We start from the raw sequence: 17170 nt of genomic DNA on the forward strand, positions 1-17170 counted from the left end.
TTCATAGGCGGCCTTTTGAAATACGATTCTAAGCATACTTTCATATTCAAGTGAAAAAAACCTTTAATGAACTAAAGAGGCAGTTTAGTTGAAAAACAAACTGGGATTTTTATTTGTTTTACTAGTTTGGAGAGTAGCCTATAATTGTTTTTATATAAGGAGTAGTTAGAAAGAGGTTTATATGTTTCAAATTTTAAATATAGCATCAGTACCTTTTATGTTTTTAGACCATAAAATTGTCGAAAGAATAATAAGCATAATCTGCTTTTTTCTTTCTGTTTTAATATATTTTCAATTAAGAAAGATGAAGAAATAATACAATGTTAAGCTAACGAGTTAAACATTTGTCTTATTCGACTAAAGGGTGCGTTAGCTGAAGATCGGAGCTGTCTTTAAGGCAGCTTTTTCTTTATGCATCTATCGGGGCAGGATAGTTGCATAGGAAGTAGTAAAATAGAGTTGGAAAAAGAATGAAATCCCTCATCCTTCATTGTTTATAAATGGTATAATAGGAAACAACTCCTAGCACAAGCGTTTAAAATGCAACTCCATTAAACTGCCCGTTTTTTGAATAAGAACTACCTTGTATTTTTCCATAAAATTCAAGTTTTTAATTTTTTTATCCTAAGGGCAACAATCTTTTGGAAAACAGCCTAAAAAGAGGGTGTACCCGGATCCTTCTAACTAAAAAAAGGTGTATAGGAATGTATTTAATTGTCGAAATAATCTAATATCATTGGTGGTTGTTATAGGTTAATATTAAATAATATGGTAATTTACCGCATATATAATGGGCGTCCGTTTAAACAACAAGGCTCAATTGAATGCAGCCGGTGGAGGGATTTTTGTGGGTATAGCTATCGAAGAAAAACCGTCATTCCTATGTGCTAATTTTGAAGATGGAGTATTAATAGAAAAGGTCCGACAAGGAAATATGGAGGCACTAGAAGTTCTGATGAAAAAATATCAATCTTTTGTAAAGATTAAGGCTAACAGATACTTCTTAATTGGGGCAGATAGAGAAGATATTATCCAAGAGGGGATGATAGGATTGTTCAAAGCCATCAGGGATTTTAATGGCGAGAAACAATCTTATTTTAAAGCGTTTGCAGAACTATGTATCACGAGGCAGATTATTACAGCCATCAAGGCAGCTACTCGTCAAAAACATACTCCGTTAAATTCTTCTATTTCGCTTGATATGCCTATATATGAAGAAAATCCGGATCATACTCTTATGGAAGTAATGACAGACACCGTTATTTCTGATCCCGTTGCGATATTGATAGATAAAGAATCTGCTGATGACTTGGAATTAAAATTATCTGAGGTTCTTAGTCCGTTAGAAAAGAAGGTTTTGGCTTATTACCTAGAGGACCTCACTTATATAGAAATGTCTGATAAATTAAATACTCACGCCAAGTCTATAGATAATGCGTTGCAGAGAGTGAAGAGAAAATTGGAGAGTTTATTGGAACTTAGAAATAGACACGCAATAGAAGGCACATTCAATAGATAAAAGAGCCGTTTACTATTAAGTTGATCTTTTGGCCAAAGGGTTTTTAACCCTTTGGCTTTATGTGTTTGGAAACCTTAGTTATATTTCATAGTGAAATTAAAAATACAACAAACACCGGTATGGAAGGAAGGGCACTGATGTTAACAGAAAGATTAAAAAGATGATTCTCTCAACAAGCAAGTCACAGTTATTGCGGAAAACAAGAAGCCTATTGAATTCGATGAAGATTCCGAACAAAAACCTAAAGAGGTTGGAACCTTTAAACTAGGTGAAAAGGTAAATGTAGTAGGTCATATCATAACAATAACAAATGTACATTACACAAAGGAAAGAAACGAATTCGAAGAAACACAGCCCAAAGAAGTATTGGGATTTGATATTGAATACCAAAATGGTACAAAAGAAGAACAAGTAGTTAGCGCAGGAGATTTTGAAGGGTATGACAGCAAAGGTGAAAAGATGGAGGTATATCCTCTCGATACATTAACCGAGAGTGTTCAAGCTGGTAAGCACGTTAACGGACCTGCTGCTTTCGGAGTAACCGGTAATGCACCTTATGAAATCTTTTTCACAGATTATACTACGGGTAGCAAAGCAAAAAGGATTATCGAAGTTAAATAATTATTTTCATATTCATTTTTATGAATCAGAAATTTTAGGCAAAAAGGTACTCACAATAATGGTGAGTACCTTTTATTGTAATGCCTTTTAAGTTTCAATCTTCTATATAAAAATATCAATGCATTGTTCTACAGTTGTTGCAGAGGCTAACTGTTTTGCTTTTGTAGCCAATACATCTGCTGGTTCTGTATCGAGAATAACACCAAATAAGTTTTCTATTTCATCCAAGCTTTTTTCTAAACGGGTAGAGATGATTGAAATCGCTATTTCTTTGACAAGTCTGTGTTCAGCCATGTTAATACTCACTTGAATCACCCCTTCTAATAAACTTAAATACCTATATTCGATTATCCAAGTGTTAATTCCTTTTAAGAAAAGAATATGTCGAAAAATAAATCGACACCATTTACTTAATGTGTGCGAATAGATATCAAGCGTGATTCCACTATATCAAGTCTTTGCCTTTCCTCTTCCAAAAATTCAATAGATTTTGGTGGCATTAATCGGGGTAACTAGTTTTTCATAGTGTATCTCTTATATTTACAAACGATTAATAAGCTTTAATATTCTGCATCGGTCTTTTTATGACAAAATCCTTAGTTTTTTCTCCATTTTTGACTAATACCATCAATTTCCGCCCTTTACATGTTATAAATGCCGTAATAACCTCCTTTATTTTCGTCTTAACCGTGACTTTTGGTTTATCTTTCATGCGAAGGAATAAAATCACATGAGTTTAACAGAGCATTTAAAATAATCTGTTAATTTTGAGGGTAGGGTTTGCTATAAGGAATATAGCATCCCTCAAAAAAGATTTTTTGGAGGTAATGTTGATGAAATCTGGCAATAGTGGTTTAAACAGACGTAATTTCTTAAAAGTTGGCGGAATGAGTACTTTAGCATTAACACTTGGTTCAACTGGGGTATTTTCTCTTGCGGGAGCTACAAAAGGATTTGCAGCGGATTCCAGCAATCCAACAAGTGGATTTGGTGGCTATGGCCCATTAGTAAAAGATCCAAATGGAGTTCTTGATCTGCCAAGGGGATTTCATTACAAAATGCTTTCAAAAACTGGTGATATCATGCCTAATGGTGACCTTGTCCCATCTGCTCACGATGGAATGGCTGCCTATAAAGGGGAAAAGGGTACAACCATTCTTGTAAGAAACCATGAAAATGGGACAAATTCAGATTACCCTGTAAACGGGAAAAAACCTTGGAGCGCTGGCGCTGCCGGCGGCACAACCACAATAATCGTTGGACAAAATAACAAGGTCATTGATCAGTATGTATCAAGTTCAGGTACGATCCGTAACTGTGCGGGCGGAGCTACGACTTGGGGGACCTGGTTAACAATGGAAGAAACTCGAGATATGGGACATGGCTTTGTATTTGAAGTGAATCCGCTTGACCCTGAAAACGAAATGTCAAGAACACCGATCCGTGATATGGGTTATTTCTCCCATGAAGCTGGGCATGTTGACCCTTCAACAGGAATTTGGTATTTAACCGAAGACGCAAGTCCAAGCTTCTTATACCGTTTTACACCACATGACCGTAGTCAAAAGCTAGGTTCTCTGCAAAAGGGAGGTATCCTTGAAGCAGCAGCGATTGATGAATTGCCAGCTGCAGCTGCAAGTCAATTTAATACTGGACAAAAATTCGGGGTTGTTTGGAAAAAATTAAATCCTGAAATTGCACAGCAAGATGCTAAGGATAAACGCTGTATTCAATTTAGCCGCTTAGAAGGGGCTTATTTTTCTGAAGGTACTTTATGGTTTGATGATACAAGTGCAGGTTCATCACGCCTTGGCCGTGTTTATCGCTACACGCCAGCGACAAACAACTTAGAACTATTCTATGAGTCTACTGATAAAAATGATTTAGAAGCACCGGATAACATTACGATCACTCCTTGGGGAGATCTTTGGATCGCCGAAGATGGCGGCGGCAATGACCGTATCGTCGGATTAACTCCTGAAGGAAATATTTATACTTTCGCTGAGAATATGATGAACGATTCTGAATTTGCTGGCCCTACATTTTCTCCAGATGGAAATACCTTCTTTGTGAATATGCAAACACCAGGTATCACCTTTGCGATATGGGGACCATTTGCACGCAGAAATTCTACCCGTAGACGAGCTATGAACCAGGCTTTGCCGCCAGCAAGTCTTGCTCCTGTTGTTTCGGATAAACTTACTGCATTCGCAGAAGAACAAGGCATGTCTATATTAGAAGCAGCAGCTTTAGAGCGTCATGGCATGCCAATTTTATAAGTGATGATCGCATTTTTTGAGTACTAACAAACCATCATGGAAAAGGGGGGGGGAGACGTTTGTTATCCAGTATCGGCATCCCTGGTTTAATTCTCATTCTAGTCATAGCGTTAATCATTTTTGGCCCTTCTAAATTACCCGAAATTGGAAGGGCTTTTGGAAACACATTAAAAGAATTTAAAAAATCGACAAATGATTTGATCGGCAATGAAAAAGAAGAAGAACCCTAACTTTGAAGAAAAAAACAATCGAATAGCTCTTGAGAAATCGAAAAGACTGGAAACTAAATAACTATTTTTATCATTTAATAGAGTAAATGCATGGAGGAAATAGTATGAATATAATAAGGAAGATTTATTTGAAGGGCTGCTTTTCGCTGGCGATGGCTGCCGCTTTTGCCGCAATTCCCGTTACGGCAGATGCGGAGGAAAAGCTCAAGGAGGGAGAGAGGTTTGAACTCACCATTCTCCAGACAAATGACTTTCATGGTCATTTGGATGACATCGTCATGCTGGATGATGGAACCGTTCATCACAATTCTGTTGCGAAGTATGCCACCATCATTGAAAATGTGCGCAATGAAGAGGAGAATGTGCTTCTCGTCGATGGCGGGGATGTCTTCCTGCGCGGCGAGTTTCAAGCGGGTCAAGGAGAGTTGGAGACGTCCCTGTTGAAAGCTTTGGACTATGATGCAATGGCTCTCGGAAACAACGACTTCCGCGTATACCCTGCCGGGGAGGGCACACCGGACAGCCGTTATGAACAGTTAAAGGATTACCATCGCAACGTAAATTTCCCTATCCTTACTGGAAATGTCATTGATAGGGAAACAGGAAAGTACATACAGAATGTCAAGCCTTGGAAGAGTTTTACTTTCTCAGGCGTTAAAGTCGGGATGATCGGCCTTACTTCGATGAAGCCGGAAATTCGCGGTTGGGATGATGTTGCAGACCTCGATTTCATCGAACCGGTTGAAGCGTTGAATGCGTTGCTTCCTGAAGTGAGTGAGAAGTCAGACGTAAACATTGTCCTTTCGCATGCTGGAAATCCCGAAGACCACAAGCTGGCTCAGGTTCCCGGAGTTTCGGCGGTAATCGGGGCAGATACACACAAGGTCATCGAAACTCCCGAATATGAATTCAACGGAGAGGTGATGGTGCCAATTACTCAAGCTGGCGGAGAACAAGAACATTATTTGGGCCGTCTTAATTTGACTTTTGAAGTCGTTGACGCCAAAATGACTTTGGTCGAATCCGATGGATTTCTCTACGACGTCACAAATGTTCCGGCTAATCCGGAGATACAAGCGATTATAGACGATTATCGTGCAGATTTGAAAGCGAAATAATATGACTATTACCATATAATTGCCGTTTGGCAACGATATGCTACCCAAAATATTTTGGTATAAAAATAAGCCTGAACCATTTATTCTGGTTCATGCTTATTTTCTTTTGTTAGGCAAATTTCTTTATAAGACCGATATTTCGTAGTTGTCTTAATTAAAGTATGACACTAAATACGCTTGTATATGCTTAACAAATTCTATCACAAATTTCACTTAATTTTTAAGTTTTAGCTTTAAGATGAAGGGTTTCAGAAACAAGGATCATTTTTAATATGAATTAATTGATCGCCTGTGTATATAATAATAAGTGTAGAAATCCATTGGTATGTCACCGATGAACAAGTCACCCTAATTCGCTAGCCAAGTAGGGGTGGAATAGTAAGTTGAACAACGAGAAAAACCACCACTTTGCGACGTGGGTGGTTTTTCTATTTAATATTTTTCGAAAGGACAGGGAAAATGGCTCGAAATGGCTGAAGGAAAGACATTAATGGTGTTAGGAACGGAAAAAGAAATCCTATCCATCATTGCAGTAGCTGATGAAATGAGAGAATCATCAAAAGAAGTCATCAATAAATTGAATCGTATGGGTTTTAAAATGGTGATGCTAACTGGTGATGACCAAAGAACCGCATCAGTATAAAAGAAGATTTTAATTGGAATGAATGATACAGGTGTTTTCAAATAGAAGAAAAATTTATAGGTGGTGAAAAAATAAATACTATTAATGTAAAGGAGTAAAAAAACTGTATTAAGTAGAGTAAATTGCTATCATACCTTATTCCCTTGTAGGCTGCCAATCTTGGTAGCTTTTTTTTCTTGGGGTTATTCCTAGAGATAATTAAGTAAATCTATAAACGCGTTATTTATCAAACTCAGGAGAATTTTTTATATCCTATACTAAAGGGACAAAAAGAACGTTTAATTTTTATTATGATAAGGCTTCTTATGGAGCACCTATGGTTAGTGGAAAAGTGAGTTTTCTTGTCAAAAGCCAGTTGATGTTCTAGAACAACTCATTCTAATAAAGGTGAAACAGTATTAGATTGTTTTATGGGTTCAGGGTCAACAGGACAAGCAGCTCTAAATCTAAATCGGAGCTTTATTGGTTTCGAATTAGATAATACCTACTTTAACAAAGCTTCAAATGCTTTGCATAAAAACTCCTGATGAAATCGTGTTACCCCTCTTGTGACAATATAATTAATTTGACTTTTCGAGGATTTAACACCGAACTTAACGATCCGATTTAAACACCGTTTCCCGCGGTTTTAGTATATTTTTTATCTAATGCTAATAAGTGTAAACCGAGAATGTTTTTGATTTGTCTATTCCTGGAGTATGAGGAAGCACTAAGTTCCGCTTCAAAGCTGGATAGTACAATCTTTTTGATCATTAATGATGAGCTATATTATTTATTATGCAACTCTAAAAATAACTAGGGGCCTTATGGTGCTAAGAGAAGATGGTTTGGGTGTTTTACAATTTCGGGCTTAGGAATTTATGGGCACCTAATCTACATGTTTCAAAAATGAATCACTAGTTCCAAGAATGATATATGATTGTTTTTTTGTAAGTAACATTATTATAAGTATTTGAAATTATCTAAATTAAAAGATTGTTGAAGTAGAGACATTTTTCATTAGATAAGTTTCTCTTAATCTAATAAAAATAGAGTGTTTTTTCATGTTGGCACGGTTCTTGCAAAATATGAAGTGAAACAATTAACTAGTAGCAATTTCTTCAATGAACCATAGGAGAAAAAAGTTTTTATTACTTTTAATCCACTGTGTAAAAGCCTAAACAAGGAGGAAGGTTATGAACATTTATGTTTTGTTAAAAAGAACATTTGATACAGAAGAAAAAATTACAGTCTCTAGTAGTGGTGCCATTAATGAGGAAGGAGCAGAATTTATTATCAATCCATATGACGAATATGGCGTAGAAGAAGCGATTCAGCTTCGTGACACTCATGGCGGAGAAGTCACAGTCGTAACTGTCGGAAATGAAGATGCTGAAAAGCAGCTGCGTACGGCTTTAGCCATGGGTGCAGATAAAGCAGTCCTGATTAACATTGAGGATGACGTAGAAAATGGGGATGAATTCACCACCTCTAAAGTATTGGCTGATTACTTAAAAAATAAGGAAGTAGACTTAATTTTTGCCGGTAATGTTGCGGTTGATGGGGGTAGTGGACAGGTTGGCACACGCGTAGCTGATTTGCTTGATATTCCATGTGTTACGACCATTACTGAAATTCAAGTAGATGGAGAGGCTGTCCACATTGTTAGAGATGTCGAAGGCGATTCTGAAACAATTGAAACTAAACTCCCGCTTCTAGTCACAGCTCAACAGGGATTGAATGAACCGCGCTACCCATCGCTGCCAGGAATTATGAAAGCAAAGAAAAAGCCGCTTGAAGAATTGGAACTCAATGATCTGGACTTAGATGAAGTTGATGTGGAAGCTAAAACCGAAACGATTGAAGTTAATCTTCCACCGAAAAAAGGAGAAGGCCGGGTTCTAGAAGGAGAGCTTAACACTCAAGTGAACGAACTGGTTAAATTGCTCCATTCTGAAGCAAAGGTAATATAAGGAGGAAAAGAATATGTCTAGGAATGTACTGGTACTTGGAGAAATCCGTAATGGAGAATTAAGGAATGTATCTTTTGAGAGTATTGCTGCTGCGAGAAGCATTGCTCGAGGTGGAGAAGTCACCGCTGTCCTGCTTGGGGATTCTATTCGTGAACTAGCAGCCACAATGATTCAATATGGAGCAGACCGAGCTGTGGTCGTTGAGGATTCAAAGCTTGCACACTATACGCCTGATGGTTTTTCTCAAGCATTATTGTCAGTCATTTCTCAGGAAAATCCAAAAGGTATTATTTTTGGTCATACAGCGATTGGCAAAGATTTATCAGCTAAAATTGCTAGTAAACTTGGGTCAGGACTTATTTCAGATGTAGTAGCCATTGAAACTGGTGGGGACAATATTATCTTTACCAGACCAATCTATTCGGGAAAGGCATTTGAACAGAAGATCATAAAAGATGGCGTTATCTTTGCAACTATTCGCCCTAATAATATTACACCACTAACAAAAGATTCTTCACGTTCTGGCGATGTGTCTATGGCTTCAGTAGAAATCAAAGATTTGCGTACGATTGTTCGGGAGGTCGTAAAAAAAGCGGTTCAAGGGGTTGACCTTTCGGAAGCAAAAATCATTGTTTCTGGAGGTCGAGGTATCAAAAGTGAGGAAGGATTCCAACCATTAAAGGAACTTGCAGACGTCCTTGGGGGGGCGGTAGGTGCATCCCGTGGTGCTTGTGATGCAGGATATGCTGATTATTCCTTGCAAATCGGTCAGACAGGAAAAGTAGTCACACCTGACCTTTACATTGCTTGTGGGATATCTGGTGCCATCCAGCATCTGGCTGGAATGTCAAATTCCAAGGTGATCGTTGCCATTAACAAGGATCCAGAGGCGGATATTTTCAATGTGGCCGATTACGGAATCGTCGGAGATTTATTTGAAGTCGTCCCTTTGCTTACGGAGGAAATTAAAAACCTACTTGTAAAAGCATAGGGTGTCTTTATTATCTAGTAGAATGATAGGTATGTTAAATAGCTGGGCAAGTTCTTTATCCGTATTAACGGGCTGTAATACCCCACTTCACGAACTTAGAAAAATTGATGAAAACTAAGTGGTAATAAATAGCCTGTAAATATCCGATTAGCTCAACTAACCATCAGTGAAAAGGAAAACCCCTACTGATGGAAGTTTCGTTTTATCATAATGAACTCGAAGGAGAAAAGGAATGAAAAATGTTACTGTAATTGGTTCTGGAACGATGGGCCGCGGCATCGCTTTTTCCTGTGCACGTGCGGGCTTTATAACCATGGTCCAGGATATTAATGACGCTACTCTTGATAATTGTCAATCCTACATTGTCCATCAATTTAACCGCTCAGTTGAAAAGGGCGAACTTTCTAGAGAGGAAGCCGATCAGGCAATTAATAGACTTACCTACACCACAAGTATTGAGGAAGCGGCTAAGGATGCCGATTTGGTGATTGAAGCCGTATTGGAAATTATGGACCTTAAAATTGAGATTTTTAAGCAGCTTGACAAAATCGTGAAGCCTTCTGCACTTTTGGCTACTAATACATCTACGATGAGTCCGACAGAAATCGCTGCCCAAACGTCCAGACCAGATCGCTGCATTGCGCTTCACTTTTTCAACCCTGTACCAAAGATGAAGCTGATCGAAGTTATTTGTGGGCTGGAAACATCAGAAGAGACCATTAACCTTTGCTTTGAATTTGGCAGAGAACTAGGAAAGGAATGTGTAAGAATCAATGAATTTCCTGGCTTTGCGGTCAGCAGAATGAACTGCTTGATTGGAAATGAAGCGATGAACATGGTAATGGAAGGTGTCGGTACTGTAGAAGACATCGACAAAGCGATTAAATTGGGTCTGAATCATCCGATGGGACCGCTTGAACTCGCCGATCTAGTTGGGCTTGATACAAGGCTGCGAAACATGGAATACCTGTATCAGACGCTTGGTGAAAAATATCGTCCTTGTCCAATTCTTGTCAAATACGTTAAAGCAGGTCGATTAGGGAAGAAAAACGGCAAAGGGTTTTATAACTACAGTTAAGTAAGGGGTGAAGGAATGGATTTTCGAATAAATGAAGAAATTGAAGTGATGAAAAGAAGTATCCGCGACTTTGTTCAAACTGAAGTAGAAGCGGTGGCAATGCAAATCGAAGAAGAAGATAAAGTACCTGCAAGAATCATTGAAATGTCCAAAGAACTAGGATTATTTGGTCTTAGTATTCCAGAGGAATACGGCGGACTAGGTATTGGCATGGTTGGGAAATGCGCCTTATACGAAGAAATAGGAGCAACGCATAACGGATACACAACGTTAATCGGGGCTCACACTGGCATTGGCACAGTCGGGATTGTTGAAATGGGAAATGAGGCACAAAAACAAAAATACCTTCCAGATATGGCTGCCGGAGAAAGGATTGGAGCGTTTGCGTTAACGGAGCCATCTGCAGGTTCGAATGCGACCAACCTAAAAACGACGGCGGTTAAAAAGGGCGATAGATACATTTTAAATGGAACGAAACATTATATTACGAATGCAACCGAAGCAGATGTTTTTACCATTATGGCTGTAACTGATCCTTCCAAAGGTGCGAAAGGAATCACCTCCTTTATTGTCGAAAAAGATTTTCCTGGTTTCCAAATAGGGACCGTTGAGAAAAAAATGGGGTTAAGAGGATCGCATTCTGCTGAAGTAATTTTAGAAGATTGTGAGGTTCCGGTTGAAAATGTTTTGGGAGTGGAGGGGCAGGGTTATGTGAATGCTCTCAAAATTTTGACTAATGGACGTGCCGGATTAGCTGCCAGAAATCTCGGTTCATGTCAAAAGTTGCTTGATATGTCTGCAGAGTTTGCTCAACAACGGGTGCAATTTAATGTTCCGATTATCGAACATCAAGCTGTTGCACATATGCTGGCGGAAATGGCCATGGAAATCGAAGCATTACGCTCCTTTACCTATCGAGTGGCCTGGATGGTGGATGAAGGAATGAAGGTCATTAAAGAAGCTGCGATGTTGAAATTGTTTGGTTCAGAAGTTTATAACCGAGTAGCAGATAAGGCTGTTCAGGTTCATGGGGGCATCGGTTATATTGCTGATTATCCGATTGAACGGTTCTTTAGGGATGCTCGGATTACTCGGATTTACGAGGGAACGTCGGAAATTCAAAAAAATATTATTGCCGGGCAATTAAAACAGCAATATAAGCTTTAATTTTTGGTGAGAGAGGGAGAATGAGAATGGCGTTAGATGAACAAATCTTTATTGTGAGCGGAGTACGGACACCAATCGCAAGGTATGGTGGTGCATTGAAAGCGGTTAATTCAGGATATTTAGCGACCCATGTCATTGAAGAAGCATTAAATAGAGCGAATATTAGTAGTAATCAAGTAGATGAGGTGATCCTTGGGGAGGTCAGGCAGTCAACAGAATCCTCAAATGTAGCAAGGGTCGCAGCACTAAGGGCAGGGATTCCTGATACTGTACCAGCTTTCACAGTGAATCGCCTATGTGCTTCGGGGATGCAGGCGATTGCCTCTGCTGTCCAACAAATCCAATCTGGTCAAGCAAGTATTGTCGTGGCAGGTGGGACAGAAAATATGAGCCGTGCTCCAATTTATTTACGTGACTCACGTTTTGGTGAGGATCGTGCTCATCTTGTCGACTCAAACATTGAAGCTGGACAGCAACCGATAGAAACGTATGGGGAAAATCTAGGCATGGGGATAACGGCTGAGAATGTGGCGGAAATATACCAGATCTCCCGGGAAGATCAAGATGCATTTGCATTAGAAAGTCAGCGAAGGGCAGCAGTTGCTATCCATGACGGCCGTTTTAAAGATGAAATTGTGCCATTTGAAATTAAATCAAAAAAATCTACCTTTTTATTTGAGACTGATGAACACCCAAGACCAGAAACAACTCTTGATAAATTAGCCTCTTTAAAGCCTGCTTTCCGCAAAAACGGCTCGGTAACAGCGGGAAATGCTTGTGGACGTAATGATGGTGCTGCCGCAGTGGTGGTGATGTCGGCTAATAAAGTGTCTGAACTGAATCTCAAGCCTGCTGCTCGAATTGTTGACTGGGCTCAAGTGGGTGTATCACCGGAAATTATGGGGGTTGGGCCTGTTCCTGCCGTTAAAAAACTTCTTGAAAGAACAGGGAAATCCTTGGAGGAAATTGATTTATTTGAGTTAAATGAAGCATTTGCTTCTCAGGCACTCGCAAGTATCAGAGAACTAGGGCTTGACCAGGAAAAAGTCAATGTAAACGGCGGAGCGATTGCACTTGGTCATCCAGTAGGTGCAACCGGTGCTCGAATTGTAGTTACGTTAATGCATGAGTTGCAACGCCGTAATCTTAAATATGGGATCGCTACCCTATGTGTAGGCGGCGGGCAAGGTATGGCGATTTTAATCGAAAATCTAGCATAAAACTGCACATGAAAAAGGGAGAGGTAGAATGGGAACTTATCAAAATATCGAAATAAAAAAGAAAAATAGTCTTGCCTACGTTATAATCAACCGTCCTGAGCTTCGCAATGCGTTGAGTAAAGAAACATTGCAAGAAATTCTTGGTGCACTCATTGAGCTAAGTGACGATGAGACAGTTGGCTGTGTTATTTTTACTGGTAAAGGAGAGAAATCCTTTGCTGCTGGAGCAGATATTGCTCAGTTAAGGCAAAAGACTGCATTGGATGTTTTCAAACTTGGGGGAATACAAGAGGTTTTTGATAGGATCGAGATGTATGATAAACCAACGATCGCCATGGTAAATGGCTTTGCTCTAGGTGGCGGATGTGAACTTGCGCTTGCCTGTGATATTAGAGTTGCAGCTTTGAACGCCAAATTTGGACTTCCGGAACTGAATCTTTCGATTATACCTGGAGGGGGAGGCACCCAGCGATTAGCCCGTATTGTTGGTAAGGGAAAAGCACTAGATATAATTCTAACAGGGAAAATTATCGATGGAGAAGAAGCCTACCGAATTGGTTTAGTATCAGAAGTTGTGTCTATGGAGGAACTTGAAGCAAAGGCGGAGGAAGTAGCTGGAAAAATCCTTACCAAAGGTCCTCTCGCGGTTAAATTAGCAAAGCTCGCGGTTAAAACCGGATTTGAAACTGACCAGAAATCTGGTTTGTTAATCGAGAAACTCGCTCAGGCTGTACTGTTTTCCACGGAGGATAAAATTGAAGGAACGAGTGCGTTTTTAGAAAAAAGGAGCCCTAAATTCACATCTAAATAAAAAATAGGTAAGCGGTTATTCGATTAAAAAAGGAACTGTATCCGAGGCATAATTACTTACCGGTCAAGTTTGTTCTATAGACATTAATTTCAAAGATGAAACGTTAAGTTGTATAATTGAAACAAACGTTGCAAAAATGATCTGGCACTCTGGACAATCTTTAGACGGATATACGACGTAAACAACTTTTATAAGACCTAATATATTAGCTTTTATAAAGGAAAAAGGTTTTTTATCTCTATATTAAGCAGAATATTTAAAAAAATGGCATAGTTCTTGCATTTTTACTAAAAAGTAAATTTTGTTTTGGATGGAAATCATCCTTAGGAGTCCACCCCATAGCTTTGGAGTATACATCTATTTATTTTGCTTTTTACACTTCAATGAAATTTAGAAACATATTTTTAAATAGTTAGTATAAAAAATGATTTCACTTAAAAAAGGAGATGTTAGTATGGCAGTTTTGGGAAAAGACATGACATTTGGATTATTCTTTTTGAATTCGGTGGCTCCATGGAAAACGGATGCAGAGGAACTAAGAAATGGATTAGATCAAATTAAGTTGGCAGATGAACTAGGCTTTCAGTCTGCATGGATTGCCGAACATAATGCTCGTGCCTATGGTGTGGTTAGTTCTACGGCCGTTTATTTAGCAGCGGCAGCAGCTTTGACTCAGAATATTAAATTAGGTTCAGCTGTTTCTAGATTGCCGTTACACCACCCGCTGAAAGTAGCAGAAGATATGGCCCTTGTGGATATTATCAGTAATGGCCGCCTTTATTTAGGAGTTGGGAAAGGGTATGACAAATTAGAATTTGATGCTTATAATGAGAATTTTGATAATCGTCATGACAAGTACCTTGAATCTCTTGATATTTTAACAACAGCATTGCAAAATGGCAGAGTTAACTATTCAGGTAAATTCTATGATATTAAGGATATACCAATTTATCCGCGTCCAGTACAGAATCCTAGACCACCAATCTTTGTAATGGTTTCTGGAAATGATGCTTCAATGATTAATGCGGCAAAGCAGGGACATTCATTTGTGTTAGGTGGCATTAAGAATGATGACACGAAACATAAAATTGCGTTATACCGAGAAACTGCCTTGGCTTCCGGTCTAACAGAGGAGTACGTAGAAGAAGCTGTTGCCAGATCAGGGAAATTATTATTCTGCTTTGTCGGCAATACAACGGAACAAGCGGAAGAAGATTACAGAGAAGGTTTAGAATGGTATATGAGTGAACGCGATAATCGTCCTACTTTTGGTGTTATCAGCAGAGATCGAAATGTCGATTATGATAGTTTCTTAAAGTCAGAGAATACACTAGTCGGTTCTCCTGAAAAAGTTATTCAAGATATTGAAAGATATAAACAGGAAACAGGATTAAATAACATCATTCTTTGGATGAATATTGGCGGGCAGCGTCAAGAGAAAGTTATTAAGTCAATGAAGTTATTCTCTGAAAAAGTTATGCCGTACTTTACAAATCAATCAGTGTTATCTAAATCTTAATTACTTTTTTAAAGCGCTTACTTGAAATGATGAAGATTGATATTTTATATAAAGGGGTCTCTCCTTATATAAGTTTGAATCAAATTTCAAAGGTGCCATGTGGTTTATGATTCCAATTTGTCTATTGATTGTGCTTCTCTATATTTCCCCAGATAAAACACTGTTTCTGTCGAATACAATGAAATAACTCAGGAGTAGAGCACTCTAAAAATCAAGAAGACTATTAACTCTTAATTCGGGGTGAGAAATTTTGCGTAGACTTGAAGGAAAGATAGCTTTGGTGACTGGTGGTACAAAAGGGCAAGGGGAAGCCATTTCTAAGCTTTTTGCTAAAGAAGGAGCAACAGTCATTATTGCGGATATTTCCAATGAAGGACAAGAAGTCGTTACTAATATTAACGATAATGGCGGAAATGCTCATTTTGTTCAATTGGATGTGTCGAAAAGTAATGAGTGGGAATCGACTATTCGTTTTATTGAAGAAAATTTTAACAAATTAGATATTCTAGTAAATAATGCAGGAATACCTGGAGCCCAAACTATAGAAACACTTACCGAAGATGAATGGCAGAACATCATGGATGTAAATGCTAAGAGTGTATTCCTTGGCATGAAGACTGCGGTTGGCTTAATGAAAAAAAATCCCTATGGTGGTTCAATTATTAACAACTCTTCCATTTGGGGATTAGTTGGAAGTGGAAGATCTGCTGGTTACCAAGGGTCAAAAGGTGCAGTGACTCTTTTGACTAAAACAGCAGCAGTTGAGTTTTCAAAGTATAATATTAGGGTGAATTCCATTCATCCAGGTATTATACTAACGCCAATGGTAAAAAACTCCTTAGCAAGTGGGCGAGGACAAATATTGATTGATAAAACACCGCTTAAAAGACCTGGTAAGCCCGAAGAAGTGGCTAATGCTGTGCTGTTTCTAGCATCTGATGAATCGTCCTATATTACGGGTGTTGCTCTGCCAATTGATGGAGGATATACAGCGTGTTAATCTTTAAATTCCGCCTTATTCCTGACAAATCTAGTAAAATAAGATTAAATGAAACTTATTAAGGGGGAAAAGAATGAGTACGATTCAGTCATTAACTGGGGAAATTTCGATTGAAGACCTAGGATATACTTTAATCCATGAGCATTTACGAACACGTGATGAGCGGGTTGTGGCGCAGTTTCCACATTTATATGATGTAGAAGAGGAGGTTGCTCTAGCCGTTGAGCAAGTGAAAGCGGCAAAGGAACGGGGAGTACAGACGATTTTTGATCCAACGGTCATGGGATTAGACCGGGATGTACGTTTTATGAAAAGGATTGCAGACGAAACCGGCATGCAAATTATTGCAGCGACTGGTATCTACACCTTTCATTACTTACCTACTCGTTTCGTGGCAAACGATATTGATTTCATGGCCAAACAATTTGTTCGCGATATAGAGGTTGGTGTACAAAATACTTCAATTCGGGCCGGCTTTTTAAAATGTGCCACCGATATTCAAGGAGTAACCCCTGATGTCGAAAAAGTCATCCGGGCTGTAGCAAGGGCGCATCATCAAACGGGGGTTCCGATTATGACCCATTCTCATCCAGCTTCTGAAACAGGGCTTAAGCAAATTGCCATCTTCAAAGAAGAAGGAGTTCCATTAAATAATGTTCTAATTGGTCATTGCGGGGACACAGACAACTTAGATTATATTGAGAGAGTGATAGACAGTGGAGCATTTATTGGAATGGACCGCTATGGAATCACACGAGTTTTATCGACGGAAAAAAGGAATCAAACCGTTATAGAATTAGTAATAAGAGGTTATGCCAATCGTATGTTTTTATCACAGGATTATTGCTGTACAACAGATTTTCATAAGCCGGAAGCTGCTAAAAGGGCTCAGTATCCTGATTGGTCGATGACCTTCTTAATGGACAAGGTGATCCCGACATTAAAAGAAAATGGGGTATCCGCAAAACACATTCAGATGATGATGGTTGAAAATGTTAAATGCTGGATATCAATTAATTAAA

At 38.9% G+C, this 17170-nt stretch carries 15 protein-coding genes and 2 pseudogenes; 16 read left to right on the forward strand and 1 reads right to left on the reverse strand.

Annotated elements, in window-relative coordinates; all coding sequences use genetic code 11:
• Positions 1-790 precede the first annotated feature (790 nt).
• Together sigH and OTG27_RS19740 are read left to right on the forward strand one after the other, a co-directional pair.
• Entirely contained in the window at positions 791-1519 is a 729-nt protein-coding gene (gene sigH / locus OTG27_RS19735; protein WP_307730129.1) for an RNA polymerase sporulation sigma factor SigH, read from the forward strand.
• Between the two features lie 366 nt (positions 1520-1885).
• Entirely contained in the window at positions 1886-2140 is a 255-nt protein-coding gene (locus OTG27_RS19740) for a hypothetical protein (RefSeq protein WP_268937847.1), read from the forward strand.
• A gap of 102 nt (positions 2141-2242) precedes the next feature.
• Here the strand turns inward: OTG27_RS19740 and OTG27_RS19745 are convergent, their stop codons facing one another.
• A complete protein-coding gene (locus tag OTG27_RS19745; RefSeq protein ID WP_034312777.1) occupies positions 2243-2446 on the reverse strand; it encodes a hypothetical protein in 204 nt (67 codons plus the stop codon).
• A gap of 527 nt (positions 2447-2973) precedes the next feature.
• Here OTG27_RS19745 and OTG27_RS19750 point away from each other — a divergent pair.
• The 14 genes and pseudogenes from OTG27_RS19750 to OTG27_RS19815 all read left to right on the forward strand — a co-directional run bounded on the left by OTG27_RS19750 (position 2974) and on the right by OTG27_RS19815 (position 17169).
• On the forward strand, positions 2974-4419 hold the full coding sequence (locus OTG27_RS19750; RefSeq protein WP_268937848.1) for an alkaline phosphatase PhoX: 1446 nt from the start codon (positions 2974-2976) through the stop codon (positions 4417-4419).
• 59 nt (positions 4420-4478) lie between these two features.
• A complete protein-coding gene (tatA, locus tag OTG27_RS19755) occupies positions 4479-4649 on the forward strand; it encodes a twin-arginine translocase TatA/TatE family subunit (protein WP_268937849.1) in 171 nt (56 codons plus the stop codon).
• An 86-nt stretch (positions 4650-4735) separates the two neighbouring features.
• Positions 4736-5767, forward strand: a complete 1032-nt coding sequence (locus tag OTG27_RS19760; RefSeq protein ID WP_268937850.1) for a bifunctional metallophosphatase/5'-nucleotidase — start codon at positions 4736-4738, stop codon at positions 5765-5767.
• 469 nt (positions 5768-6236) lie between these two features.
• Positions 6237-6401: pseudogene (locus tag OTG27_RS19765) on the forward strand (HAD family hydrolase); the annotation flags it as partial.
• A gap of 395 nt (positions 6402-6796) precedes the next feature.
• Positions 6797-6937, forward strand: a pseudogene (locus OTG27_RS19770) (DNA methyltransferase); the annotation flags it as partial.
• Between the two features lie 648 nt (positions 6938-7585).
• Positions 7586-8362: an electron transfer flavoprotein subunit beta/FixA family protein gene (locus OTG27_RS19775; protein ID WP_268937851.1), complete on the forward strand. Its 777-nt coding sequence runs from the start codon at positions 7586-7588 to the stop codon at positions 8360-8362.
• A 13-nt stretch (positions 8363-8375) separates the two neighbouring features.
• The gene (locus OTG27_RS19780; RefSeq protein ID WP_268937852.1) at positions 8376-9353 is read left to right on the forward strand and encodes an electron transfer flavoprotein subunit alpha/FixB family protein; all 978 of its coding nucleotides are present in this window, start codon (positions 8376-8378) and stop codon (positions 9351-9353) included.
• Between the two features lie 232 nt (positions 9354-9585).
• Positions 9586-10431, forward strand: coding sequence for a 3-hydroxyacyl-CoA dehydrogenase family protein (locus OTG27_RS19785; protein WP_268937853.1), 846 nt, complete (start codon positions 9586-9588; stop codon positions 10429-10431).
• 15 nt (positions 10432-10446) lie between these two features.
• Complete coding sequence (locus OTG27_RS19790; RefSeq protein WP_268937854.1) at positions 10447-11598, forward strand: acyl-CoA dehydrogenase family protein; 1152 nt, start codon at positions 10447-10449, stop codon at positions 11596-11598.
• Between the two features lie 26 nt (positions 11599-11624).
• On the forward strand, positions 11625-12818 hold the full coding sequence (locus OTG27_RS19795) for a thiolase family protein (RefSeq protein WP_268937855.1): 1194 nt from the start codon (positions 11625-11627) through the stop codon (positions 12816-12818).
• A 28-nt stretch (positions 12819-12846) separates the two neighbouring features.
• Positions 12847-13629 (forward strand): enoyl-CoA hydratase/isomerase family protein, encoded by a 783-nt coding sequence (locus OTG27_RS19800; RefSeq protein ID WP_268937856.1) that lies wholly within the window; start codon positions 12847-12849, stop codon positions 13627-13629.
• Positions 13630-14083: 454 nt separating this feature from the next.
• A complete protein-coding gene (locus tag OTG27_RS19805) occupies positions 14084-15148 on the forward strand; it encodes an LLM class flavin-dependent oxidoreductase (protein WP_268937857.1) in 1065 nt (354 codons plus the stop codon).
• Between the two features lie 250 nt (positions 15149-15398).
• A complete protein-coding gene (locus OTG27_RS19810; RefSeq protein ID WP_268937858.1) occupies positions 15399-16148 on the forward strand; it encodes an SDR family NAD(P)-dependent oxidoreductase in 750 nt (249 codons plus the stop codon).
• Positions 16149-16221: 73 nt separating this feature from the next.
• The gene (locus tag OTG27_RS19815) at positions 16222-17169 is read left to right on the forward strand and encodes a phosphotriesterase family protein (protein ID WP_268937859.1); all 948 of its coding nucleotides are present in this window, start codon (positions 16222-16224) and stop codon (positions 17167-17169) included.
• Position 17170: the final 1 nt, after the last annotated feature.

Source organism: Peribacillus sp. AS_2 (genome assembly GCF_026891895.1).
Classification (GTDB): Bacteria; Bacillota; Bacilli; order Bacillales; family DSM-1321; genus Peribacillus; species Peribacillus frigoritolerans.